The organism is Leptospira kmetyi serovar Malaysia str. Bejo-Iso9, assembly GCF_000243735.2.
GTDB lineage: Bacteria > Spirochaetota > Leptospiria > Leptospirales > Leptospiraceae > Leptospira > Leptospira kmetyi.
In genome coordinates this window covers 157,860-183,161 of sequence record NZ_AHMP02000003.1, presented here as the reverse complement: position 1 = coordinate 183,161, position 25,302 = coordinate 157,860, and the positions used below count along the sequence as shown (strand labels likewise).

General features: G+C 45.9%; 23 protein-coding genes. 13 read left to right on the top strand and 10 right to left on the bottom strand.

Annotation, left to right across the window (positions count from 1 at the left end; genetic code table 11):
* Position 1: 1 nt before the first annotated feature.
* Positions 2-1,120: a thiolase family protein gene (locus LEP1GSC052_RS03300; RefSeq protein WP_010574411.1), complete on the bottom strand. Its 1,119-nt coding sequence runs from the start codon at positions 1,118-1,120 to the stop codon at positions 2-4.
* A 146-nt stretch (positions 1,121-1,266) separates the two neighbouring features.
* On the opposite strand from LEP1GSC052_RS03300, the gene bfr reads away from it, so the two are divergent.
* The 4 genes from bfr (at position 1,267) to LEP1GSC052_RS03280 (ending at position 4,759) form a co-directional block, all read left to right on the top strand.
* Complete coding sequence (bfr, locus tag LEP1GSC052_RS03295) at positions 1,267-1,734, top strand: bacterioferritin (RefSeq protein WP_010574410.1); 468 nt, start codon at positions 1,267-1,269, stop codon at positions 1,732-1,734.
* On the top strand, positions 1,731-2,981 hold the full coding sequence (locus LEP1GSC052_RS03290) for a THUMP domain-containing class I SAM-dependent RNA methyltransferase (protein ID WP_010574409.1): 1,251 nt from the start codon (positions 1,731-1,733) through the stop codon (positions 2,979-2,981). Before bfr ends, LEP1GSC052_RS03290 begins: the two co-directional genes overlap by 4 nt.
* A 15-nt stretch (positions 2,982-2,996) precedes the next feature.
* A complete protein-coding gene (locus tag LEP1GSC052_RS03285; RefSeq protein ID WP_010574408.1) occupies positions 2,997-4,127 on the top strand; it encodes an acetylglutamate kinase in 1,131 nt (376 codons plus the stop codon).
* 287 nt (positions 4,128-4,414) lie between these two features.
* Positions 4,415-4,759, top strand: a complete 345-nt coding sequence (locus LEP1GSC052_RS03280; protein ID WP_010574407.1) for a DCC1-like thiol-disulfide oxidoreductase family protein — start codon at positions 4,415-4,417, stop codon at positions 4,757-4,759.
* Here the strand turns inward: LEP1GSC052_RS03280 and LEP1GSC052_RS03275 are convergent.
* From LEP1GSC052_RS03275 to LEP1GSC052_RS03265, 3 genes are read right to left on the bottom strand one after another with little or no spacing between them, the layout of a single operon-like run.
* Positions 4,736-5,452: an iron-containing redox enzyme family protein gene (locus tag LEP1GSC052_RS03275; protein WP_010574406.1), complete on the bottom strand. Its 717-nt coding sequence runs from the start codon at positions 5,450-5,452 to the stop codon at positions 4,736-4,738. The two genes, LEP1GSC052_RS03280 and LEP1GSC052_RS03275, sit on opposite strands and share 24 nt — an antisense overlap.
* 9 nt (positions 5,453-5,461) lie before the next feature.
* Positions 5,462-6,583, bottom strand: coding sequence for a D-alanine--D-alanine ligase family protein (locus LEP1GSC052_RS03270; protein ID WP_010574405.1), 1,122 nt, complete (start codon positions 6,581-6,583; stop codon positions 5,462-5,464).
* Positions 6,580-7,839, bottom strand: coding sequence for a KamA family radical SAM protein (locus LEP1GSC052_RS03265; RefSeq protein ID WP_010574404.1), 1,260 nt, complete (start codon positions 7,837-7,839; stop codon positions 6,580-6,582). The genes LEP1GSC052_RS03270 and LEP1GSC052_RS03265 overlap by 4 nt, the downstream gene beginning before the upstream one ends.
* Positions 7,840-7,933: 94 nt before the next feature.
* Here LEP1GSC052_RS03265 and LEP1GSC052_RS03260 point away from each other — a divergent pair, with 94 nt between their 5' ends.
* The 3 genes from LEP1GSC052_RS03260 (at position 7,934) to LEP1GSC052_RS03250 (ending at position 10,850) form a co-directional block, all read left to right on the top strand.
* The gene (locus LEP1GSC052_RS03260; protein ID WP_040913250.1) at positions 7,934-8,608 is read left to right on the top strand and encodes an HAD family hydrolase; all 675 of its coding nucleotides are present in this window, start codon (positions 7,934-7,936) and stop codon (positions 8,606-8,608) included.
* A 44-nt stretch (positions 8,609-8,652) separates the two neighbouring features.
* Complete coding sequence (locus LEP1GSC052_RS03255) at positions 8,653-9,492, top strand: GerMN domain-containing protein (RefSeq protein WP_010574402.1); 840 nt, start codon at positions 8,653-8,655, stop codon at positions 9,490-9,492.
* A gap of 125 nt (positions 9,493-9,617) precedes the next feature.
* Positions 9,618-10,850, top strand: coding sequence for a GGDEF domain-containing protein (locus LEP1GSC052_RS03250; RefSeq protein WP_020985801.1), 1,233 nt, complete (start codon positions 9,618-9,620; stop codon positions 10,848-10,850).
* On the opposite strand, the gene LEP1GSC052_RS03245 is transcribed toward LEP1GSC052_RS03250, so the two are convergent.
* Positions 10,837-11,202, bottom strand: a complete 366-nt coding sequence (locus LEP1GSC052_RS03245; RefSeq protein ID WP_010574399.1) for an LIC11299 family lipoprotein — start codon at positions 11,200-11,202, stop codon at positions 10,837-10,839. The two genes, LEP1GSC052_RS03250 and LEP1GSC052_RS03245, sit on opposite strands and share 14 nt — an antisense overlap.
* A gap of 51 nt (positions 11,203-11,253) precedes the next feature.
* Positions 11,254-12,354, bottom strand: a complete 1,101-nt coding sequence (gene mqnC, locus LEP1GSC052_RS03240; RefSeq protein ID WP_020986206.1) for a cyclic dehypoxanthinyl futalosine synthase — start codon at positions 12,352-12,354, stop codon at positions 11,254-11,256.
* Between the two features lie 406 nt (positions 12,355-12,760).
* On the opposite strand from mqnC, the gene LEP1GSC052_RS03235 reads away from it, so the two are divergent.
* Entirely contained in the window at positions 12,761-14,851 is a 2,091-nt protein-coding gene (locus tag LEP1GSC052_RS03235; protein ID WP_020986135.1) for a heterodisulfide reductase-related iron-sulfur binding cluster, read from the top strand.
* Positions 14,852-15,241: 390 nt separating this feature from the next.
* Complete coding sequence (gene tnpA, locus LEP1GSC052_RS03230) at positions 15,242-15,685, top strand: IS200/IS605 family transposase (protein WP_010574396.1); 444 nt, start codon at positions 15,242-15,244, stop codon at positions 15,683-15,685.
* Positions 15,686-15,929: 244 nt separating this feature from the next.
* Here tnpA and LEP1GSC052_RS03220 read toward each other — a convergent pair whose 3' ends face one another.
* Positions 15,930-17,537, bottom strand: a complete 1,608-nt coding sequence (locus LEP1GSC052_RS03220; RefSeq protein WP_240631058.1) for a peptide chain release factor 3 — start codon at positions 17,535-17,537, stop codon at positions 15,930-15,932.
* A gap of 149 nt (positions 17,538-17,686) precedes the next feature.
* On the opposite strand from LEP1GSC052_RS03220, the gene LEP1GSC052_RS03215 reads away from it, so the two are divergent.
* The 3 genes from LEP1GSC052_RS03215 to LEP1GSC052_RS03205 all read left to right on the top strand — a co-directional run bounded on the left by LEP1GSC052_RS03215 (position 17,687) and on the right by LEP1GSC052_RS03205 (position 20,355).
* Positions 17,687-18,007 (top strand): hypothetical protein, encoded by a 321-nt coding sequence (locus LEP1GSC052_RS03215; RefSeq protein WP_010574395.1) that lies wholly within the window; start codon positions 17,687-17,689, stop codon positions 18,005-18,007.
* 316 nt (positions 18,008-18,323) lie between these two features.
* Positions 18,324-19,259: an ornithine carbamoyltransferase gene (locus tag LEP1GSC052_RS03210; protein ID WP_040912802.1), complete on the top strand. Its 936-nt coding sequence runs from the start codon at positions 18,324-18,326 to the stop codon at positions 19,257-19,259.
* 103 nt (positions 19,260-19,362) lie between these two features.
* Positions 19,363-20,355 carry an HpcH/HpaI aldolase/citrate lyase family protein gene (locus tag LEP1GSC052_RS03205; RefSeq protein ID WP_020986781.1) on the top strand — a complete coding sequence of 331 codons (993 nt, stop codon included), beginning with the start codon at positions 19,363-19,365 and terminating at the stop codon, positions 20,353-20,355.
* A 97-nt stretch (positions 20,356-20,452) separates the two neighbouring features.
* On the opposite strand, the gene LEP1GSC052_RS03200 is transcribed toward LEP1GSC052_RS03205, so the two are convergent.
* Together LEP1GSC052_RS03200 and LEP1GSC052_RS03195 are read right to left on the bottom strand one after the other, a co-directional pair.
* Positions 20,453-20,911 carry an LIC11177 family protein gene (locus LEP1GSC052_RS03200; RefSeq protein ID WP_040913249.1) on the bottom strand — a complete coding sequence of 153 codons (459 nt, stop codon included), beginning with the start codon at positions 20,909-20,911 and terminating at the stop codon, positions 20,453-20,455.
* Between the two features lie 149 nt (positions 20,912-21,060).
* Positions 21,061-22,041: a rhomboid family intramembrane serine protease gene (locus tag LEP1GSC052_RS03195; RefSeq protein ID WP_010574392.1), complete on the bottom strand. Its 981-nt coding sequence runs from the start codon at positions 22,039-22,041 to the stop codon at positions 21,061-21,063.
* Between the two features lie 162 nt (positions 22,042-22,203).
* Here LEP1GSC052_RS03195 and mtnA point away from each other — a divergent pair, with 162 nt between their 5' ends.
* Positions 22,204-23,295 (top strand): S-methyl-5-thioribose-1-phosphate isomerase, encoded by a 1,092-nt coding sequence (mtnA, locus tag LEP1GSC052_RS03190; RefSeq protein WP_020986277.1) that lies wholly within the window; start codon positions 22,204-22,206, stop codon positions 23,293-23,295.
* Between the two features lie 242 nt (positions 23,296-23,537).
* On the opposite strand, the gene LEP1GSC052_RS03185 is transcribed toward mtnA, so the two are convergent.
* On the bottom strand, positions 23,538-25,037 hold the full coding sequence (locus LEP1GSC052_RS03185) for a DUF342 domain-containing protein (protein WP_040912801.1): 1,500 nt from the start codon (positions 25,035-25,037) through the stop codon (positions 23,538-23,540).
* Positions 25,038-25,302: the final 265 nt, after the last annotated feature.

The following is a 25,302-nucleotide window of genomic DNA, read 5'->3' as shown; positions in this document are numbered from 1 at the left end:
TCTAAACTTTGGAAAGAATCGTAGCAAAATTGTTCACGCCCAAACCGCCGATCGAAAGAGCGAGACCGTTTTGAAAACGATCCTCTTTGTACATCCAGGTCTGTAATTCGGCGATCTGCGCGAGACCGGAAACTCCCACCGGATGTCCTCTCGTTTTCAAACCGCCCGAAGCGTTGATCGGAAGTTGTCCGTCCGGATGAGTTTTGCCTTCCCGAACATAACGCAAAGCCTTTCCCCTTGGAAAAAGTCCCGCGTCCTCGGCTCCGATCAATTCAAACGGAGTGAACGCGTCGTGCAGTTCCGCGATATGAATCTGTTCCGGTTTTAAATCCGCTTCTTTGTAAGCGCCCGCAAACGCGGAAACGCTCGAAGGAAAACTCAAGGCTCCCGGCGCGGAAGAAAGATTTCCGATCCCATGACCGATTCCCTGAACCTCGAGCGCATTCGAAGACTTCGGTTTATCGGAGCTCAAAAGAATCGCACAACTTCCGTCGGAAAGAGGCGAGATATCGTACAGACAAAGCGGACTTGTGAACAACGGAGAATTAAAATATTCTTCTTCCGTAATATTCTTTCGGATATGGGCCTTTTCGTTTTTCAATCCGTTGTCGTGCAACTTTTTGGAAAGAATATAAAGATCCTTTCGATCGTATCCGTGCTCGTGCAGATAACGCGTCGCGATCATTCCCCCGCCCTGCGCCATAGACATCGCAAAACCTTTTTGAAGCTGAGACAACACGCTTCCCAAAAGAAGATTGTTCTGTTCTCGTTCGAGACGGCTCATCACTTCGGTTGCGATCACGATTCCTCTTTGAAACGCGCCCGATCTCAAAAGATAAGTCGCCGTATGAAGCGCGCTCGCTCCGGAAGAAGAAGCGGTTTCGGTACGAATCGTAAAAAGATTCTTTAAACCTAAACTTTCTTTGATTCTTGCGGGAAGAAAAATTTCACCCGTATAACGTTCGGGAGCCATCGCGGCGAAAATAAGAAATTGAGGTTCAAACTCAAAATTTCTTTCCAAAAGTCGACGCGCGGTTTGATAAGAAAGAGAATGATAATCAAGATCCGTCTTTCCGAAACGGCTGAGTTCGGAATCGACGATGAAAACGGATGAAGACATTAGAGTCTATGTTTTTGAAAATTGTGAGATTGAAAATCAAAAAAAATTAAATAACGCGCATCATACGACTTTTCATCGGAGTTTATAAACTATCCTTGCAAAATTAAGAATGATTTTTATACTGAATGGATACAAGGGGGAATACGATGAAAGGAAACAAAGAAGTACTTGAGATTCTTGGCGAAGTTCTTTCCGCTGAACTCACAGCAATCAATCAATATTTTATTCACGCGAAGATGAACAAGAACTGGGGTTTTAAAAAACTCGCGGACTTTATGAAACACGAATCCATCGACGAGATGAAACACGCGGACGAGATCATCGATCGGATTCTTTATCTGGACGGAGTTCCCGACCTTCAAAGATACATGAAGATCAGCGTCGGAAAAAACATAGAAGAAATTTTGAAAGTGGATCTCGAACTGGAATACGCGGCCGTGGAAAGATTCAACCGAGGAATCGCGATCGCCGTTAAGAACAACGATAACGGAACCAGAGAACTTTTCGAAAAGATTCTCGTGTCCGAAGAGGAACATATCGACTGGATCGAATCTCAACAAGAAATCATCCGTCAGATCGGCGTCGAAAACTATCTTGCGCAACAAATCGAGTGACGAACTTTAAAAAACCCGCGCCTAAAAAATCCCTTCGGTTGAAAGTAAAAAAGCCGGAGGGAAACTTCCGTAGCAACGATCGAAACTTCAAAAAGGAAACTCCTTCCAAATCGGAATGGGATTTTTCGAAACCGGATTCGTTCGAGTATCACGCGTCTTGTCCGGACGGTCTTTCCGGTCTCTTAAGAGAGGAAATCTTAGAAGCGGGTTTAAAGATCGTGGCCGAAAACAGGGGCGGAGTTTTCTTTCAAGGACCCGCAAAGTCGTTGAAGGAATTCATTCTTTCCACGGGAATCGCGTCCGGGATCAGCGTTTCTTTAAAGTATTGGAGAGTGGAAAGTCCCGAGGATCTTTACGATCAGGCTCTTCAATTTCCGTTCGAAAAAATTTTCGGACCGGAACATTCCTTTCGAATCGATTCGACCACGAAGGATTCGCTCAAAGATTCACGTTATGCGACTTACAAGTTGAAGGACGCGATCTTCGATCGTTTTCGTTCCAAGGGAAAGGAACCTCCGCAGGTTTCCCGAGACGAACCGGATTTTCTTTTGTATCTTCGTTCTCATTCGGATCACGCGAAACTTTCCTTGGGTCTGAACACGAAACCTTTGCAACAAAGAGGTCACGGAAGAATCGGAGGAGAAGCTCCGGTGCGGGAAATTCTCGCGTCGGCTCTGGTCCGTTATTCGGGATGGAACGCCAAATCACCGTTATACGATCCGTTCTGCGGTTCGGGAACCGTCGTGATCGAAGCGGCTCTCAAACTTTTATACGGCGGTTATACGAATTACAGAAGTTTGGATTCTTCCCTTCCGTTTAAAAAACTTTTCGGCGAACCGAGTTTAAAGGAGAATGCGAATCGTTCCGAAGCGAAGATCTTCGCGTCCGATCTGGACGAAAAGACGCTCGGACTCGCAAGGCTCAACGCAAGGAACGCGGGAGTGGACCATCTCATCGAGTTTTTCGAATCCGACGCGACCCTTTCCGAAAACGAGAAAAAAATTTCCGGCGGGTTTATCGTGACCAATCCTCCGTACGGAGTCCGTTTGGGCACCAAGGAAGAAGCCAAGGAAATCTATATCGCCTGGGGAAAAAAACTCAAGGACCACTTTGCGGGGAACGTTCTCGCGCTTGTTTGCGGGGACACTTCGCTTCTCGGTTTTTTAAAACTGAAAAAAGATAAGGAACAATCCCTGACGATCGGCAAGCTCAAAGGAAAATTGGTTGCCTACACTCTGGGCAAATAATCGAATCGAAAAAGAATGAAACATCAGGAAATTCTCCTTAAACTTTTAGAAGTCACAGAGAACACCAAGGATTCGTTTCAATTTTTAAAACTCTTCCGTTCGATCGAACCCGAAAAATTCGCGGTCATCTACGCGGATTCCGGAACCTTAATGGAATCCGCGGAAGCGCTTCTCTACAATCTGAAATTGCTTCACAAACTCGATCTTTATCCCGTAGTCGTTTTAGACAAGGACGGGATCTCTTACACCAATCTGTTTTACAGAAATCAGAACAAGGAAGAATCCTCTTCCATTCTTCCCGGAAAATTATTCAGACATCCCCAGGATTTATCGGGCGCGGTGAGTTCGGCCCTCGCGGAGAAAAAACTTCCGGTCTTTGTGGCGGAAGAAAAAGGTCCCGCCCTCTTTTCATTCCTAACAAAACTTTGTTCCACTCTGAATACGAACAAACTCGTTCATCTTTATTCCAGAGGCGGAATCTACTCTTCGGGAAATAAAATTTCGATCTACGACGTGGATTCTTCCGTGAAGGCGGATCGTGAAGACGAGGTTCTTCTGGAATCTTGTTTAGAACTTTATAAAAATGTAAAGAACAAGGAATTCGGAATCGCGATCACTTCCGCTTCCGCGCTTCTCAAAGAATTATTCACGATCAAAGGAAGCGGAACCCTTCTCAGAAAAAAGAACCGGATCGACTTTATCGAAGACGTAAACTCCGTCTCGCCGGACAAGATAAACCGTTTGATCGAGAAGGCGTTTCAAAGATCTCTGAAGGAGAATTTTTGGACTCAACAATTCGCGGGAATCATTCTCGAATCCGAATACAAGGGTTGCGCGCTCGTTAAGAACACTCCGTTCGGAACCTTTCTTTCCAAATTTGCTGTGGATGAAATCGCGAGAGGAGAAGGCGTCGGTAGGGACATTTGGGACGAGATGATCCGCAAGTTTCCGATTTTATTTTGGAGAGCGAGAAAAGAAAACACGATCTCGAAATGGTATATGAAGGTTTGCGACGGTATGCAAAAGGAAGGAATCTGGATTTATTTTTGGATCGGCGTTCAGGAAGAACATATTCCCGGCATCTGCGAATTTTTAAGAAACCTTCCTCAGGATTTATCGAGCGCCCCGTTGGAAGCGAGTCACTGAGTTTAAAAAGCGAATGTCCCTGGAAGTAAGCCGCTGAATTTAAAAAGCGAACGTTCAAACGAACAAGCGCCGCTTTGTAGGAGTTCCCACAAAGTCGATTTGTTCTTGCGGAAAGATTTTTTCCATGATACGGATTTTATCGTGAATTTTGCCCGCCACCTCACCCCACCACCCAAATCCGGGTGGGGCCGACGTTTACAAAAAGAGCGTCGTAGTTCCGACAAAAGTTCTTCGACTTCTTTTCGAACAAACGCTTCTTAAAAATACATTCAAAAAGGTGAATACACTTGCATGCCTTGATTTTTTTATACGACGGAGAATGCCCCTTTTGCTCGAACCTCGCGACAAAACTGCAAACGCTGAACTTAAATCCGCAGATCCGATTCAGATCCTTTCGTGATTTTTCGGAAAAGGAATTGAAAGAACTCCATCCGACCTTGGATAAAAACGTCGCGGCAGGAAACGTGCAAATGATCGCGGACGGAAGAAGATATCCCGGTTTTTTTGCGGTTCGAAAACTCAGCCATTCTCTAAAAGGATACAGATGGCTCGCGCCTCTTCTTTATCTTCCGTTGATTCCGATTTTCGGAATGATCGGAATGAATCTTTTAAAGACCTTGAAAAGCCGTTAGACCTTCGTAAAAAACGAGCCTTGCGTCCAACGCGAGACGGTTTCCTTCCATCACACGATTTCGTTTCTCCTCCGTATCGGCGACGACCTCGATCAAACGAAAGAGTTTTTCAGCGTGAGATTCGTCGGCGTCCAAATTGACTTGGAAGAATTTTCCCTCCGGGAGAATCGTTCTCTCTTTTAATTCCCGATAAGACTTAAACATTCTGGAATATTCTAATTTTAGCAAGTATTCGTTGGCGGGTCCGAGCGCGCCCAAAGCGGAATAAAAATCCGTTCTCGTGATTTTTTGCATCAGATCGAGATACGCCTTCGTTTCCGGAAGCCGATGTCCGTCCTCCACGACCTCTCCCATATCCGAAAGAAATTTACTTAAAATACGAACGTGAGAATCTTCGGCCTTCCCCTCTCCCAATTCTTCCCAGATATTTTGAACGAGAACGATCTTCGCTTCCACGGAATCGGAAACGGCGGCCGTATTTAAAAACCAATTCACGAAGTCCACGCTCACGAAGTATTCTTGTCTGAGCCAAAGAAGAAGGTCCCGTTTTTCCATTCTCCTTTCCTTTTGTTCGAGCCAGCGATTGGAGGTAAGAACCGGATGATTGCGAACCGATTCCTCCAAAGAATTACGAAAGGAAGTGGAAGTAGAAACGGACGTTTGAGCGGCGCTGAGGTTCTGCACGGTTTGCATATCTGAATCTTATATACGAGTTAAGAAATTTCCGATTTTCTTTTTGGAATAAGCGAACCGATCGGTTTCAAAATCCGAACGGGCTATTTTTAAAATCTCTTGAAACAAGGTTTTTTCGTCCCCCAAGCTCTGACGATAACAAATCGGAAAGGTGGAATAAAACGGCGACAAACCCGGGGTCAGATTGATTTCCAAAAAGAAAGGATTCCCTAAGGAATCCGTTTTCCAATCGAGTCTTGCGGGACCGGAGGTTCCGAGAGATTTGCAAAGAAGAAGACTTTGTTCCTGAAGGAATGTTTGCAGATCGTTTTCACAATCGAAAACGAGAGTCTCGGGCATAACACTTTTGGATTTCGTTTTTTCCCCGTATACATCCTCCACCTTTAGATCGTCTTGTAAGACCAATCGTCCCGCGGAACTCGCGCGATAACCTAGGATTTCTGAACCCATTACGGAAATCGTATATTCAAATCCTGTTAAGTATTCCTCCAAAAGATACGGAAAAAATTCGGGAGGTTTAACGGACAACTTGGAACGCAGATCCTTTTCGTCGGCTACGACGCTTTCTTCCCCGATTCCGAGGCTGGAACCTTCTCCGGCGGGTTTTAAAAAACCGGGAAAGGAGAATCCTTGGGGAACCGCAAAGTCTAAGGACGATGGGATCCGAAATCCGGGCGCCGTGGGAACTCCGATCGAATCGGCAAAGAGCCTCGTAAGATTCTTATCCAAAGAAACGTTTTGCGCGTATGCGTCCGATCCGGTATGGGGAAAACCGAACATCTCCGCGACCGCGGGGATCAAAGCCTCTCGATTTCTGGAACGAAAACCCTCCATCAGATGAAACAGAACGGGGCGTTCCCGAAACTCCAAGTCGGAATAACGCATTATATTTTTGGAAAGTTCTTCGGGAGTAAAAACGGTTTCCGTATTTTCTCCAAGTTCGTTTAACAATTTTAGGATCGCGTTTACGGATTTGGCGGATTCCCATTCCTGTTTGTAGATTTCCGGGAATTCTCCCTCGAACTCGTGAAGATCGGCGTAGACAAGAACCGTAGGAATCGAATCGTTTCGCGGACTTCCGCTTCGATCCGAAGTCGGCAAATTCTTTCCTTTGCCTTCGTCCTTGTTCATAAAAACTTTTTCTCTTTGGCTCCGAATGCGTTCGGTGAAATTCTCTCCCAGATTTCGGAGGAAAGCGAAGGATAAAAATCCTCCATCGTCGAATCGGGAGGTTCGGGGCTTAAGTGATAGGTTCCGCGTAACGCGGAACGGAATACGTGCATTCTTTCCGGTTTGTAAAAACCGAGATACCAATCCGGAGTCAACGTGATCTTTCCTCCGCCTCCGGGAAGATCGTTCACAAAGGAAGGAATTCCCATTCCTCCGATTTTTCCGCGCATATAGGAGATGATTTCGATTCCCTTTGCGAGAGGAGTTCTAAATCCTCTCGAACCCGGAATCAATTCCGGATCGTACATATAATAGGCGCGGATTCGCAACTCCAACAGCTTTTTATGAAGTTCTAACATAGTTTCGCCGGAATCGTTGATTCCTTTTAAAAGAACACATTGGTTTCCGACGCTGACCCCGGCCTTCAAAAGTTTTAGGACCGCCTCTTTGGCCTCGGACGTACATTCTCTGGCGTGATTGAACTGAGTGTTGCAGAAGATCGAAAGTCGATCGGTGTTGTGCGATTCGATGATATTACAAAGTTCGGATGTGATTCGAAACGGAAGAGTGACCGGGTTTCTCGTTCCGAGTCTGCAGATTTTTACGTGATCGATTCTTTCCAACCTTTCCAAAATCCAATCGATCTTGGAATCGGAAAGATTCAACGGATCTCCTCCCGATAATACGACATCGGAAATCTCGGGATGCGATTCGATATAATCGAAGGCCGCTTCCAAATCCGTCGTGAGCATTCTTTCCTTGGAATCGGAAACCTTACGTCCTCTCATACAATGTCTGCAATACACGGAACATTCGTGATTGGTAAAAAGAAGAACACGATCCGGATACATATGAGTCAGCCCTTTTACGGGAGACAATCTTTCCTCGTGCAAAGGATCGGGGGATTCTTCCGGTGAAAAAACGGATTCCGCTTCTCTCGGAATGATCATCTTTCGGATGGGATCGTTCGGATCCTCCGGGTTCGTAAGAGAAATGTAATATGGCGTCGCCGAAACGTTGAGCCGAATCGTGTCTTCGATTCCGATTTTTTCGCTTTCCGTTAATACGAAGTAACGTCCGAGATCGGAACCTTTGACTCTATGCTGCAACTGCGCCTTGTAATCGGTCCAGTCAAAGGAAGAAAACAATTCGGACCTGCGGGTCAAACATTCTCCCGAGGATGGGAGTTCGATCGAATTCGGGTCCGAAGTCTTCATAAGAGGTTCTTCCTATTTTCTCCGCGTCCGAGGAAAATCAAGCAAAGGGAAAAAGAAAATGCCAAAACGACCCGTTTTCAGAAACTGTCCTTCGATGACTGAATTTTCCGGCGATTCCCTGCAAGCTCTTGCATTCGACGTGGACGGAACCTTGTTTTCCTCCGAAGAAATCATACTCGAAGTTTACAGAGATTCGATCTCTAATTTTTCAAAAACCTCGGGAATCCCGATCGAACTTCCTTCTCGCGAAAGAATCATGATGGAAATCGGAAAACCGGTCAAGACCATCTTTATCAATCTTTTGCCCCAGCTCACCGAGGAACAAAGAGATAGCATTTCCGATTCGGTTTTGCGTTTTCTCTGCGAAAGAATCCGCAAAGGCGAGGGAGAATTCTACCCCGCCGTAAAAGAAACCATCGAAACGCTTTCGAGAAAAGGTTTTCGAATTTTGGCCGCCTCCAACGGACGCAGAGCCTATGTCGAAACGATCTTGGAAGTCGCGGGAGTTCTTCCCTTCTTCGATCCGATTTTGGTCCTAGACAACGAACGGATCAAAACCAAGGGCGGAATTTTAAAGGAATACGTAAAACTCTACGGTTTGGAACCGGATAAAATTCTCATGATCGGAGACAGACTTTCGGATCACGAAGCGGCCCGTCAAAACGGATGCCCCTTTGCCTTTTGCGCGTACGGGCACGCCCCCGCCGGAGAAATCCCGGATTTCGAAGTCGAGCTCAAAAACCTTTCGGATCTGACCGCAATCCTGTAGATTTTTGCCTGCATAGAATCTCGTTTTTTTCCGAAAATGAGAGTGTGCCGGATTCCGAAAAAAGAAAAAATCTAATCTTCATTCTCACCGGAATTATTTTTACGTTAGTGCTTTTGGATAAAAGCACAGGGTCCGGATTTTCCCTTTCCGCCTCGGGGTTTCAAGGTTTTAGAAACATCGGTAAGATGGGAGTCGAATCCCCTTCTTCTTCGAAAGGAAATCTGAACCACAAAGAAATGATGGATCAAGCCGAGGATGAAATTCTCGGAGAACTTCTTCAGAACGGAGACGTACAAACCTCGTCCGATAACTCGAACGCGATCGAAGAGGATTTGAACGAAGACAATCTCGTTCCCGTGGTGGAACCTCCGGTTTCGTCTTCGCATTCGGAAAAAGAATCCGAAGCTCATTCTTCCGCGGCGACGACGCCCGTTCCTTCGGATAAGGGAGAATTGTCCTTATACTTCTTAAAGTTCTACGGCAAAGGAAGCAAAAGCCATTCCAGACTCGTAAAGGTCTTACGACTTTCCAAGGGAGGAGATCGGGTCAAACTCGTGTTAAACTCCCTGATCGCGGGACCGGTTTCTCAGGAAAAGGATCAGGGAATCTTAAACTCGATTCCGCAAGGTCTGCGTTACGACGGAGATTATAGAATCGAGGACGGAGTTCTCAAACTTTCCCTGAGCAACGATTTGGAAAAAGGCGCGGGTCCGGAAATTTTAAAGGATAGAATCGACCAGCTCACATACAGTCTGATCGAAAACCTTCCGATTCGGGGAGTTCAGCTCAGAATCAACGGAAAATTCGTACGTTCTCTCGGCGGAGAAGGAATGCCGTTACCCACTCTTCTTACCAAAAACCCTAGAAAGATCGTCGTTTTTTAATCGTCAAACAACGAGTAGAGGCAAACCGAAGGAATCGTCGCAATCGGGATTGTAAATCCTGATTGTTTAAACAGAACCGTTTTTAAAATGGGGAGCGAGATCCTTTCCGATCCTTTGCAAAACACATGAGATTCTCATTGGGCAACAATCAAAAAATAAAACTCCTCGCTCGGAGAGTTTTTTTCAATCCGTTTCCCGACGATTATCTGAGAATCTACCAGCCCGATATCCGAAGGGCGACCGTGATCTACTTTTTTTTCTGCGTCGGGATCAGCATTCTTTCTGCTTTGGTTCCGGACGGCGCATCCCCTCTCGGAGAAGAAAATCGGATCCTGGTTTATTCGCGATTAACGGTCGTTGGGCTTTCCAGTTTTTTCGCATTTCTACTTATAAAATGGAAAACTTTTTTTCGTAAGAGAATCGAACGATATAGCATTCTTTCCTCGGGTGCGATCGTGTTTTCCATTCTCCCTTACGTCTTTTTGGATTCGGAAAGAATGGGTCTTTACTTCCATTTTTATACGACCTTGGTCGTGAGCGGGAACATTCTTCTTTGGTTCACGGGAACCACGGTGATTTTTTTCAACGCGCTCTTCTATTTTTCTTTGGTTTTGTGTACGACTCTTACGGGCAACGCGAAAGCCTTGCAACACGACTTCGCAAACGTTCTGATTTATCTTTTTACGGGCGTGTTCGGAAATCTTCTCATCAATTTTTGGAGGGTGATGGATCACCGCGCCAAGAAAAAACTCCAAAAAGCGGTGAGCAAACTTCGGGATAAGAACATTCAGATCGAAAAGATCTCGAAGGTGGACGAACTCACGAGACTTTACAATCGTAGATATCTGATCGAACAGTTCGAACTTTTTTTAAAGAGAGCGCAACGTTATAAATTCTCCCTCGCGATGATCATTCTTGATATGGATTATCTGAAAGAGATCAACGATTCGTACGGACATTTGGCGGGAGATTCCGCGTTGAGATCGATTTCCGAAGTGATGAAACAAAGAGTCAGGGCGACGGACATCTGTTCGAGAATCGGAGGGGACGAATTTTGTATTCTTCTCGACGCGATCAAAAAGGAAGATCTCGCGCTTCTCTGCGAAAAGTTGAGAACGGACGTCGCGGAAAAGGAACTTTCGTATCGGACCAAAAACGGCGAACCGGTAAAGATCACCGTTTCGATCGGGGCTTGTATCTTCGGGCCCGAGGAAGAATTCAGTTTCGACGATATCTATCATTCCATCGACTCGGCTCTTTACGAATCGAAAAAGAAAGGACGAAACCGGGTTTCCTTTATCGAACCCGTTCGTTATTTTCCGAAAGAAATTTCCGGGTCTTCGACTACTGTTTCTTAGGAACGGGAAGTTCGTAGTGATACGTAATTTCGCAATACGCGCCGTCGTCAATATGCCGCGTGGTCACCGCTTCCATAAAGAAAAGACGGTTCTTTTGTTCCGGCTCTAACTCTTCCAATTTTCTGGCCGCGACGGACTTGGCAGCGGTACAGGAAGTATTCTTCATTTTGAATAGATCGTTTTCTTCCACGGACGCTGAGGAAGCGCCGCCGATCGCGACGAGTTTGTATTTATGAGGTCCGAGGGTTTCCACGGTCACACCCGTATCCATATGAACCCTTTCGTGGATCTGTTTGGTACAGGCCGCAAGCGCCATCAAAAACACCAGTGTAAAGTTTATAATTTTGATCATCCTATCCTCTAAAAACTTTCTTTCTCTGAAATTAGAATCCGCAAACCGAAATCAAAGAGTTTGCGCGAGTTCATTCTTATATCGATCGTAGTTGTAAAGAAGGTCTCTTCGTTTCGGAACGAACCCTCCTTCCTTTAAAAACTTGATCGCTTCTTTTTCGGTTTTGAGTCCGTAAGAACGAAGCACGTTTTCCTCGATGACTACGGAAGATATATCGTCCGCGCCGCTCGTGAGCGCCAGTTGTCCGACGCCTTTTCCGAGAACCATCACGGAAGTTTCGATATGAGGAATATTATCCAGAAAAATCCGGCAGATTCCGAGGACCTTGAGATATTCCTGCGTGGAAACGGCCCGCACCTTAAAACGTTTTGTCTGCGGTTGAAAGGTCCAAGGGATAAAGGATAAGAATCCGCCGGTGCGATCTTGGAGATTTCGCACAACGCTTAGATGTTCGATCACTTCTTCCTGCGTTTCTTCCGAGCCGAATACGATGTTCGCGCTTCCCGGAAGTCCGGCTTCGTGACAGGTTTCCATCGCGCGCACCCATTCTTCCGTGGTCGCTTTTTTCGGAGAAATGATGTTTCTCATTCTGTCCGTGAGAATTTCCGCTCCCGCACCCGGTACCGAATCCAGTCCCGCTTGTTTCAGAATTTGTAGGACCTCCTTCAAAGGAAGTCCGGTGATCTTTTCCAAGTTGATGATTTCCACCGGAGAAAACGCGCGGATGTGCATGTCCGGATATTTCTTTTTCACCGACGAGATTACGTTCAGATAATAATCGAAAGGAAGATCGGGATAAACCCCGCCTTGGAGAAACATTTGGTCCGCGCCTTCTCCGACCGCGTAGTCCATCTTCTCGAGAATTTCTTCGGCGGAAAGAACGTAACCCTTACCGTTTCCGATCTCGTCCATAAAGGAACAAAAGCTACATTCCACGTTGCAATAGTTCGTGTAGTTGACGACGCGAAACATCGTATAACTCGCGTATGTATGCGGGAGAATTTTCTCTCTCAGAGTACGAGCCGTCGCCATGATTTTGAGATGATCGCCTTCCCGATACAGAGTCAGAGCTTCCTCCGGAGAAATCCGATTTCCGTCCAAGGCTTTTTCGAGAATCTTGTCGGTGGGTTGAGATGAAAAGATAGAGGCCACTGTTGCTCCTTATGAGTTGCGAAATTTAAAAAAGATCACCCTTCAATCTTTGGACTGATTCTTTATTTTGCATCTTCTTTTTTTCGAGTTTCCTCGAGTCTATGTAGGTCAAAGACGACCTCGTTTTCGATCTCGTCGGATGTTTCGCTTTCAGGAAAGAATTCTTTGGGAAGGTGATTCTTATCTAAAAGAGACTTTGTCTCAAATAGATGCAAGCTCGTTTTTGGAGAGAATGTTGTAGTTCCCACGCTCCGGCGTAGGTCCGACCAGTTCATCGTTGAGTTTCAATCTCAAGAACGATCGTTCTACCTTCGATCCTCTCATTTGAAAATTCCTCGACAGGGAGCTTCTCGATTCCTATGCTGTAAATCATTCACCAATCCACAAGAAAGGGTAACTCATCCATATGGCAATTTCACAAATCGCCTTTCATCTAATCTTCACCATCTTATTCGTAATCGCGAATGTAGTTTTTATCCGTGCGATTCTCTATCGCCTCAATCTGATTTTCAGCGCGAGAAAGGCCGCAGGAACCGAAAACTTTTTGGAAAACCCGAACTGGGCGTTCCGAATCAATAGCTTTATTCAAAACGTAATTCTTCAGAAAAAGAATTTCAAAGAGCCTGTCCGCGGTATCATGCACGCGTTTGTCTTTTACGGTTTCATAACGTATACGATTCACACGACAAGCCAGATGATCGCCGGTCTGATCGGATACGGAATGGATGATCCGTATAAATTCTCCTTAGTCGGTTTCTTGTTCGGAGAACACGCGGGACATCTCTACGAGTCCATCGTACAAGTCGTTTCAATTCTTGTTTTAATCGGTCTCGGATTCTTTGCTTGGAGAAGATGGATTCAGAAAGCGAAAGGCCTGGACGTTCATTCTCCGGCTTCCGCAATCGTAATCTCCATGATTTCCATTCTAATGATCTCCACTCTTTTGGGCGAAGGCGCAAAAGCGGTGGGAGCGGTTTACGACAGTCCTACTGAAAACGCTTCCTTTATCGCTGTCGGAATCGGAGCCGTTTGGAAATCGATCGGTGTGGAATATTCCACTGCGGACTTAGTCGTTCAGATTATGTGGTGGGCTCACATTCTTTCCGTTTTCGCATTCATGCTTTATGTGCCGACTTCCAAACACGCGCACTTGATCTTCGCTCCGTTCAACTACTTCCTTCAATCCGATACTCCGAAAGGAGCTCTTTCCAAAATCAACTTGGAAGATGAGAATGTGGTCTGGGGTGTGAACCGTGTGGAAGACTTTCCTTGGCCGAACCTTCTCGACGGTATGTCTTGTATCGAATGCGGTCGTTGCCAAGTTCAGTGTCCTGCAAACAGAACCGGAAAGGTTCTGAACCCTAAGATGATTATCGCGGATCTGAAACATGCACTTCTCGATAAAATGCCGGAAGTCGCTAAGATCAGAAGCGAAGAATCCGACGCGGCCGCCGCGGCTGAAAAAGTTGCCGCTCTGGACACAGGAGTCATCAACAGCTACGAAGGTCTTTCGGAAGAAGCCCTTTGGGGTTGCACTACTTGCTACGCTTGCGTGGAAGCTTGTCCCGTTGGAAACAACCAAGTCAACGCGATCATGGAAATGAGAAGACACTTGGTTCTCGCGGAATCCAAGTTCCCTGTGGAATTGCAAAACGCATTCGTAAACATGGAAAACAACTCGAACCCTTGGGGCGTTGGAGCTCACACAAGAGCGGATTGGGCGGAAGGTCTTGGCGTTAAAACCATGGCGGAAGACGCAAACGTAGACGTCCTTTATTGGGTAGGATGTGCGGGCGCTTTCGACGAAAGAAACAAAAGCATCGCTAAGTCTTTCGTAAAAATTCTCCAGAAGGCGGACGTGAAGTTCGGTATCCTCGGAACCGAAGAAAACTGTTCCGGAGACTCAGCGAGAAGAGGCGGTAACGAATATCTCTACCAAACCCTCGCACAAGCGAACGTGGACACGATGAACGGATACAACGTGAAAAAAGTGGTAACCGCTTGTCCACACTGCTACAACACAATCAAAAACGAATATCCTCAGTTCGGCGGAAACTTCGAAGTGGTTCACCACTCCGAGTTCATCAACGAACTTGTTAAGGACAAAAAACTCGACGTGAAAACCGCGGAAGACGCTTCTTCCGGAAAATACACGTATCACGATTCCTGCTACATCGGCCGTTACAACGACAACTACGAAAACCCGAGAGACGTGGTTAAAAAAGTTGCCGGTGGAAAACTCGCCGAACCTTCCGATCACCACACAAAGGGGCTTTGTTGTGGAGCCGGTGGAGCTCAGATGTGGATGGAAGAGCAAAACAACGACCGTGTCAACGTCAAGAGAACCAAACAACTTCTGGATACCGGAGCGACCACGATCGCAACGGCTTGTCCTTTCTGCGTGACCATGATTACCGACGGGGTAAAACACGAAGGAAAGATCGAAGAAGTAAAGGTAAAAGACATTGCGGAGTTGGTTGCGGATAACCTCCAGTAACGAATTCTAATTTAGAATTACTGAAAGTAGATTCTTTTTAAAGCCGCGCGGCGTACAAGACCGCGGGCTTCGAAAAGATCCTAAAAAGCCGGGCTTTCAAACCCGGCTTTTTTGTTTTGCATCGATTTCGGTCCGCCTCCTTTGAAAAATGTAGGAGCTCATTCTTTTCTGTGAAATCGAATCCAGATTTCTAAATCGCAAATTCGGATTTTTTAACGGACTTTCAATAGGTCGCTTTCGTTTTTCAAAGACAAAAGTTTATTTCTCCCATAGATCGCAAAATTTGCGCAAAAGGAGAAAGTTTTGAAAATTCTTTGAAACAAAGCGTGCATCTCGTTGACTTTATCGTTTTATTCGAATGGGTTGGGACTTCAAGTCCGGGAGGTCTCGATGAAAATTATCAAGCTCGACAAAATAAAAAGAAAATCACGTCTCACGCATTCCGAATATCGAAACGATTATCACTTGATGTTCGCCACGAAATCGTACAACCCGTGGTTGAATCCGTTACTCATCATACGGATTCGAATTCTTTTCCGCGAAAAAGCGGAAGAATTGAATCTGAAATTGTATTTGGTAAACGGATTCAAGAATCACATTCATGTGCTACTTTCCATTCCCCCGACGATTACAATTTCCAACACGGTGAGACATTTGAAGGGATATTCTTCCCGAGTCTTAGGAAAAAAGAAATTTTGGAAAGAGGGATATCTCATTCAATCGATCGGAGAAAAAGATTTTGCGCTCGCTTTTTCGAACATCCAAAACCAAGCGAAATACCATCGCAATCGGTCCGCGCAAAATGAAATTCGTGAGTTTCTAAAATCCGCATAACGCATAAAGTTGATTCTTACGTGAGTGGATCAAGACGTCGTTTTCAATCGAATGGAACCTTTCAAAATAAGATTCGAACTTCTCATCCGTACAAAAAAACAGGCGAAGTGACTTCGAAAGTCTCTTCGCCTCAAAGACATCTGGTGCAAATACAGAATGTATGACTCCGAAAAGAATCGGATTCTTACCACGCAGATGACTTTTTTAAAAAAGCAAAATTTAGATTCTGAACGATCGATCGGAATCAAGCGCTCGGAGGATAATCCAAAAGGGTTATCTCCGGATTCTTCTTTTGAAAGTAGCCCTTGTCCCATTCCGTATCAAACAAAAGCGCCGCGCGTCCGCCTCGGTCCGTAACCAGGTTTGCGGAAGAAGGAACCTTCGCCAGATCCTCTTGGCCGATCCAACAAGAAATCGCGTAAGGAAGAATGGTGATCGTGGAAGGAGCGTTGTATTCGTCTAAAAGTCTCCTTCGAAAAACCTCGAACTGAAGTTGGCCCATCGCGCCGATGATCGGTAAACCTCCCCCGATCGTCTGAGAAGAAAACAAATGAAGAATCCCCTCTTCCGCAAGCTGGTCGATTCCTTTTCGAAAACTTTTCATACTCGCCGTATCGGAAGAGGAAATCGTAGCGAACAACTCCGGTGCAAACACGGGAAGTCCTTTGAGATCGGGAACCTTCGAAGTCGCGACGATATCTCCGATCGCATACGTTCCCGGATTGACAAGCCCGATGATATCGCCCGGATACGCTTCGTCTACGGTGTTTCGATCCTGACCGAAAAACGCAAAGGAAGAAGAAAGTTTTACGGACTTGCCGAGTCTTCCGTGAAGCACGTTAAGCCCTCTTTCAAACTTGCCCGAGGTCACGCGTAAGAAAGCGATTCGATCCCGATGTTGACGGTTCATGTTCGCCTGAACCTTAAAGATAAATCCGCTGAACGGAGTTGTGATCGGATCCAAACGGGAACCGTCCTTCAAAGGAAAGAATAACGGAGGTGGAGCGATCTTGATAAATTCGTCGAGAAACAATTGAATTCCGAAGTTGTTCACGGCGGAACCGAAAAAGACCGGAGTGATTTTCGATTCCAAAAAATCTTCCTGACTGAATTCCGAAATTCCGCCTTCAACGAGTTCCAATTCTTCCCGAAAGGATTTGATGACCCAGTCTTCAAAACGGGAATCGAGTTCTGGATCGTTGACGCCCGAGGTTTGAAAGGAAGACTTCTGACTTCCTCCCGGAGTTTTATCATAGGTAAGAATGGACTTGTCTTTGCGGGAATACACTCCGCTGAAATCCACTCCGGTTCCGATCGGCCATACCATAGGAACCGCGGCGATGCCGAGCACCTTTTCGATCTCGTCCAAAAGAACGAAAAGATTTTTAGTCGGTCTGTCCATCTTGTTGATGAACGTTACGATCGGAATTCCACGATCCCTACAAACCTTAAAGAGTTTGATCGTCTGAGGTTCCACCCCTTTCCCCGCGTCGAGCACCATCACCGCAGTATCGGCGGCGATCAAGGTTCGATACGTGTCTTCGGAAAAATCTTCGTGACCGGGAGTATCCAATAAATTGAGAACATGTCCGCTGTATTCGAACTGAAGCGCGGCGGAAGTGATGGAAATCCCTTTTTCCTTTTCCATCTCCATCCAGTCGGAGGTTGCGGCCTTACGATTCTTACGCGCCTTAACGGCTCCCGCGAGTTGGATCGCACCTCCGTATAAAAGAAGTTTTTCGGTAAGAGTCGTTTTACCCGCGTCGGGGTGAGCGATGATCGCGAAGGTTCTCCTTCTTCGAGTTTCTTCCTCGATGGATTGATTCGGTTTTTGTGCTACTGTCTCGCTCACTGCTTTGTTCCGCCCTCTTTCCAAGTTTTCTTTCCGAAGCCGACTGTCAGCAATTAAACCGACCTTTTTACCCGTTCGTATTGTTCGGGTAAATCGAATGTAATAGGAATGCTCTATATTCTCCCCAGATTCAAAGGACAGGTGAACGTATGGAAGGGATTCCCCTTAGCCCATCAAGAGATCTTCAAAGATTAAAATTACAAATAGACGGACTCAAAGATTCGTTCGAAATTCTAAAACTCAAGGAAGAAGGAATTACGATTTCCTCCACGGAAGAATTGAACCTTCTCCAAGGTTCTCCCGTGAGCGGTCAGATCGATTCTCCCGGTTTGAATCTTCAGTTTCGTTTTCAAGGAAGTCTTCAAAGACAGGTGGCTCGTCCCGACGGAAAAGGATTTATTCTCGGAATTCTATTCACCCAAAGGACTCGCTTTCCCGATTTACTGATCGCTCTAGAACTCGCGTCCTGATCTTAAATTCTTACCTTTGATATTTGTCCCGCCCTCGCGACCTGGATGCCGATCTATCGAACGACTTATAGGAAGTGAGATTTGAGTTTAGAGATAAGATCCGCTGAGTTTCGACGGCGCTTGAGTTCACCGAGCTAAACTAAGTTTGCCGAGTGCGCTCGGTTTCTCCATCGCATTTATCCCCGAAAAACCATGAACCTCTATGGGGCTTTCAAGCCCCTATTTTTTAAGTTCACGAACGTATTCCTACGGGTCGGCGCTTAGCTATTTTCATTTACGAAACAGGTTCCGTTTTGTTTTCTGTACATAAAGTCGTATGTCTGAAAGTAACGTGAAACATCTCATTTCCTGGGAAGATTGGTCGGATTCCGAGATTTTGGATCTGCTCCACTTTGCGATCCACGTAAAGAAGAATCGCGTCAATTACGCGGGACATCTCAGCGGTCGCTCCCTAGCGATGCTCTTTCAGAAAACATCCACAAGAACCAGGGTTTCCTTCGAAGTCGCGATGACCGAAATGGGAGGTCACGGAATCTATTTGGATTGGATGGCGTCTAACTTTCAACTTTCCGATATCGATCTGGAAGCGCGTTATCTTTCCAGAAACGTTTCCGTCATCATGGCCCGTTTGAAAAAACACGAGGATCTTCTTTCCATGAAGAACGGTTCTCAGGTTCCGGTCATCAACGGTTGCGACAATATGTTTCATCCTTGTCAATCTCTTGCGGACGTAATGACGATCGCACTCGATAAACCCGAGCGCCCGTTAAACGAAGTCCGGCTGACCTACGTCGGCGTTCACAACAACGTCGTCAATTCTCTCATCGGAATCACTGCGGCTCTTGGAATTCATCTTACTCTCGCGACTCCGATCGCGGAAAAAGAAAACATACACGAACCCACCGTGGAAAGAGCGAAATCCAAAGGCACTCTCGCTTGGGAAAACAACCTTGAAAAGGCCGTAAAGGACGCGGACTACGTTTACACGGACACTTGGTTGGATATGGAATTCTTCAACGATCCTTCATATTCGGATAAGAAGAAGCAGAGAATGGAATTGATGATGCCTTATCAGATCAATTCTTCCCTGATGGAAAAAACAAACGCAAAAGTGATGCACGATATGCCGATCCACGCGGGTTACGAGATCACAAGAGACGTGGTTCTCAGTCGCCAATCCATCATCTTTCAACAAGCCGAGAATCGTCTGGACGCCCAAAAAGCGGTCATTCTAAAACTTCTTGAGGCTTGATCTCAGGAAAATCGGTTTACCAGAGGCCCCATCTTTCTAAACCTGTATTTAGAGCCTTTTCACCCTCACTTGCAGGCTCGAAATAAGAATAAAAGGTATCTCTATGTCTAAATTGACTCATCCAAGAGAGGCGCTCTTCGAAGGAGAAAAGCCTTTCCCTATCATTCCTGCCTGTGAACACTTCGCAGGTTCCGAAAAGCTGATTACAAAAGCGTTAGAACTCCAGAACAAACTCGGCGGTCTTTTCGATATCACTATGGACTGCGAAGACGGAGCACAAACCGGGAAAGAAAAAGAACACGCGGAACTGATCGTTCGTCTTCAAAACAGCGAGCTCAACAAACACAAAATGAGCGGAGTGAGAATTCACGATTACACAAACGCGTTCTGGAAACAAGACGTAGACATCATCGTTCCGGGAGCCGGAGAAAAAATCGCATACATCACCATTCCGAAACCGACCCGCGCGGCTCAGGTTGAGGAAATGATCACTTATATCCAAAAAGCGGTTCAAAAAGCGGGAATCAAAAGAGAAATTCCGATTCACGTATTGATCGAAACCAACGGAGCTCTTCAAGAAATCGAAAAGATCGCGGCTCTTCCTTGGTTGCAAGTTCTTGACTTCGGTTTAATGGACTTCATCTCGGGACACCACGGAGCGATTCCCGCTTCTTGTATGAAAAGCCCGGGTCAGTTCGATCACGAACTTTTAAGAAGAGGAAAGGCGAACCTCGTTGCGGCCGCTCTTGCAAACGGAGTGATTCCGGCGCACAACGTAACCCTCGATCTTAAAAATCAGTATCAAACTTACAAGGACGCAAAACGCGCCCATGACGATTTCGGTTTCTTAAGAATGTGGTCCATCTACCCGACTCAGATCCAAGCGATCCTCGACGCGATGGCTCCGGATTACAGCGAAGTTCAAACCGCAGCGGAAATTCTCATCCAAGCGCAAAACGCGGAATGGGGACCGATCCAATACGCGGGCGATCTTCACGACCGTGCGACTTACAGATACTTCTGGGAAATCATTCAAAAAGCGAAACTTACGGGAATTTCCATTCCGGAAGAAGCGAACAAAAGATTCTTCAACTGATCTTAGTTTAGAATTTTTTAAAGTATTAAAAAAGCCGCAAGCGATTGCGGCTTTTTTTATGAGTTCGGCGAACTCCGATCGATTCTGGAAATCGATTTTATTTAACGAACTTTTCCAAAAGTTTCGAGATCAGTTCGTTTAAACTTTTTTCGACGTGATCCCAGGATTTTTTGTTCATCGGTTCGAGAGGCATCTTTTTATCGAGTTGTTTGTAACGATCGAAACTTTCTCGGGCGTAATCCAAATACTTTCTGGGTTCGATCCCGAGTCTGTCCAACTGGGCCTCGCTTTTCATATAAATCGCGGCGATCTTGTCCCTGTATTCGTCCTCTAAAAAATAATAACGGATATCGAGTTTCACCTCGTCCATGGCCTTGTAGATTTTGGAAACCTGCGAATCCTTTTTATCCGAAGTTTTTTCGGAAGTCGCATCGGCGGGAGCGGAGGAAGATTCTTTCGGCGCGCTCGTTTTCGGAGAAGAATCCTTCTTCAACAGCTTCTCGAGTTTTTCGCGTTTTAAGATATCAAACAAAGCGCTCTTTTTATTCTGAGTCACGATCACACCCTATCTTTGAATTCGTTTATCTATAACTTCTTATCGGAAGAATTCCTTCTCCCTTCTAGTACTAACACTTTATAAGACGGATTTTATTATAAAAAAAGTATCTTTTAATCGTGTCGGGCAAAAAAGGAATTTGGAAACAATTAATTACCTGATTCTTGATCCATTCTCAACTTGCGTAAGGAACAATTCGGAAGCCACTCACAACGTAGACAAAAAGGATCCTCGGGCTGGAAGGTCGGCGGAGGACATAAATTCACGTTCGTTTGTTGCAAAGGAGTCAGAAATGTTTCCTTCTCCGAAAAGGAATTCTTCCTTGCAAGTTCGCCTAACAGATCTCGGTTCTTTCTGGTTTGAGAATCCAAATCCTCGGACAAGGAACGGCTTTGCGGTTTCGGCGAAGGTTCCTCTTTGATTTCCGGTTTTGGAAAGATATTTCCGGAGTCGAAAAAATTCCCCTTTAAAATCCAAGGCGCGACCAGGGTCGCTCCCACCGCTCCGCCCAAATGACAGGAGTTGCTCACCACAAAGGGAGAATGGAAATAATAAACCGAAATGACGTCCGCGACAAATCCGCCGCCCACGAAGATCCAAGCCGCATAACGGGCCTTCATTCTAAAAAAGATCAGAAAGACTTCGGTTTCGGGAAAAAGAATTCCGAATAAAACGAGAATGCCCGTAACTCCTCCGCTCGCTCCGAGCGTGGTCGTCTGAAAAAGATCCATGGGATAATGAATTCCCAAAACTTCGACGAACAAGGGCGCGAGTAAAACGGCGATGCCGCCCATCAGGATGGACGCGACGTATACGATCGTAAACTTCCAAGCGGGAATGTATTTACAAATCAGACCGCCGAACATTACGAAAACATACATGTTGAAAAAAAGATGAATGAAAGGAGTTCCATACGCCTCGTGTAAAAATCCGTATGAAAAAATCTGCCAGTAATAACCGTGAAAAACCCGAGAAGGGGTTAACGCGAAGTAGTATTCCAAGATTCCGGTTCCACCGGCAAAAAGCTGAAGAATATAAATGAGGACGTTTGCGATTAAAAACAGATTGATCGGATGAAAAATGGAATAACCGAAAAGCGATAGTCCGTTTCGGTATTTTCTTTTTGCCATATTGGATAGAATACGAACTGTGGTCAGAGAGTCAAGCAGGCAAAGCCGGGGCAAAAATTCACCCCGGGTTTCCTCATTCTCCGGGAGAAGGAGAATGATTTTTCAATCACATTCTTTAAATCGAAAAATCGGGCCTCATCCTTTAGCGCCGGGAAGAAAAAAATGCAGGAATCAGGATTAAAACCAATTCTTTGGAAAAACAAAGAACTCATTCTTTTGGATCAAAGAGTTCTGCCCGGCACGACTTCGTTCATCCACGCGAAAACGATGGAAGATTGTATCTTTGCAATCCGTGAAATGGTCGTGCGAGGCGCACCCGCGATCGCGATCACCGGCGCGTTCGGGATCACTTTGTATTTAAACGGACTTTCTTCCAAACCGACTTTGATCGAACTGAAAAAAAAACTCGATGAACTTTTGGAATCCAGACCCACCGCGGTCAACCTAAGACTTGCAATCGAAGAGTTCAGCGCCCGTTTTCCCGAAGCCGAATATTCTTCCTTTAGTTTGCGGGATCTGCAAAAGGGCGCGGAAGATTTCGCTCTTTTTATGCTCGATGAGGATTTGGAGAACAACCTCACTCTTTCCAAAAACGCTTTGTCCTTGTTTCCGAAGTCCCCTTCTTCCTTAAACATCATCACCCATTGTAATACCGGCGCGCTCGCAACCGCCGGTCACGGGACGGCGTTAGGTGTTATACGAACGCTCCGGGACGCGGGACATTCTTTGACCGTGTTTGCGGACGAAACAAGACCTTATTTACAAGGGGCTCGTCTTACCGCCTGGGAATTGAAGGAAGAAGGAATTCCCGCGTATCTCATCACCGATAACATGGCCGGTTGGGTAATGTCTTCGAGAAAGATCGACGCGGTGATCGTGGGTGCGGACAGAATCGCTTCCAACGGAGACACGGCCAATAAGATCGGAACTTATCCTTTGGCGATCGTAGCCAAACACCACGGTGTTCCCTTTTACGTCGCGGCCACCGCGAAGAGTATGGATTTTAGAATTCCGGACGGAAGTCATATCCCGATTGAAATGAGAAAGGAAGAAGAAGTCACTTCCTTCGGTTTTTTAAAGAATGCGGACGGTAGACCTTTTTTGACCGAGGGCGTGATCGCACCGAACGGCATGAAGGCGCTCAATCCTTCCTTTGACGTGACGCCCGCGTCCTTGATTACGGGGATCATCACGGAGAAAGGAATCGTTTCTCCGGTGACCGAAGAGAATTTAAGAAAGATTTTCTCGGGTTGAAAGAGTCGTTTCGACTTTTGATTCGATTCGATCCGATTGTCGGAGTTACGACAATCTTATCGGAATACAAAGTTCGCCCCTCCCTGTCTTTGGGTGGGGGGTGAGGTGGTGGGAGAAGTCAGACATTTTTCCATATCAGAAAATCCTCCTTCCTCCAAAGCAAAATCTTACGAAAGAATTTGTAGGAGCTCCCACAATTCCAAGAACGTCGTCGCTTTCCAACAAGACGACGTCTCTACAAATCATTTTGTCTGAAGAGCCACCATCATCGCCTTGTCCTGCCCCGGTTCAAAGACCATCATAAAGGAAGATTGAAACTTGGTGATCTTCTCGATTTGTCTTCTATAATGAATCACGGCTCCGGGAAACGCTCCCTTTTGAACCGCAAGACGAACGGAGCCCGGATTAAAACGCGCGCTTTTCAAACTGTCCTGTTTGAATTTTAGCATATTCAAAATCTTTAATTTCTTATTATAATCCTCGAACACGGTTTTAAACGCGGCCTTCTTGTCTTCGGGAAGATTTCCCCGAGAACGTTGCACCATGTGTTTGATCTGTTGGATCTTGGGGAGAATCTTTTCCATCTCCTTTTCGCCCATCTGAATCTTTCTGCTGATCTCTTGAAAGGAACGATCATTCTTAAAATGAAATCCGAGTTCGATCGAAACGTCCAACTCCGCGCTCGAACCCAAAGAGACGACCGAAATTCCTTCGTTGGTTCTCACCTTGCTGGAAACCAAGTTGCCGTTGGATCCGCTGAGAATGACGGAACCCAACGTATCGACCGTAGAATTCAAAATCGCACCTTCGATGATGATATCGCCTTCCGTTTCAAGATGCGCATTCTCGATAAACTTCGCTTGAATTCTTCCCGTAACTTGAATGATTTCCGTTCCGGAGCCTTTGATCCCGCCGTGAACGATCAGATCCTGACCGACCTTCACCGTATTGCTTTCCAAATTTCCGTAGATCACAAGCGAGCCCGTACATTCCACGACGGAGCCTGGTTCGATATCCCCTCGAACGATTACGTTTCCTTCAAACTGAATGTTCCCCGTTGCAAGTCCCACGTTCCCCGCGATTTGGAGTTCTGGAGAAACGTTGATCGAAGTTTCGGTGACGAAGATCACTCCGTTGCTGGAAGCGAAGTATTCTTGAAGTTCTTTTCCGTCTTCCAAACCGGTTCGTTCCTCGATGTTCTTGCCGATCACGAGCTTCGGACGTTTGATCGCGGGAGCGGGAATGATGTTTCCGAAAACATCGAAGCCCGGATTACCGGGAATTCCTTCGAACTTAGTCGCGAGTTTTTCTCCGATCTTTACGTTGATATAACGATCTATGTTTCTGAAATCCGCTCTACCGTCTTCGAGTAGTTTGACTCGTTTCGCCATCGGATGATAAAAACGAACCCAACCGTTTTCACCCGGAGTCGGGGCCACGCCCTTTGCGATTTCAACCTTGATGGGAGTGAAGTCCCCTCGTTTACCCGCTTCGTCCAAAAGAGAAAGAACTCTTCGGATCTCGTCGACTAACATCCGTTCTCTGTGGATCCCCCACTCGAGGACGATGCTCCAAAGTTTATCCTTGGATACGGTTTCACCTTTCAGATTGTAAGGTCTGACGGTCATGATCGCGGAGAGTTGATCCGGTGAGACGCCTATGGTAATAGCGGACTCAACGGAAACGGGAGAGATTTGGGATTCTGGTGTGGGTGTATTCATAGATTCGTCGTTCGCATTCATAATATTTCAATCTTTCAGTCATGGACCAAGATCCGTTTCTCTTTTTAATTTCGACCTAAAGAGAAGGAACTTAATGTAGTATATAAGGTTCCCTTGAAATGAAACTTTTTTTTACTTATAATTCGCTGAAATCATCAATAAAAAAAAGGTCTCATTTCAATCAACAAGCTCAGGAAGAAATTTCCTCACAAAACTTGCCCGTTTTTTGTACCATTTGCGAACGGACATTCGATGGAAACAAGGAAGACAAAGTCCGATTCGGCGG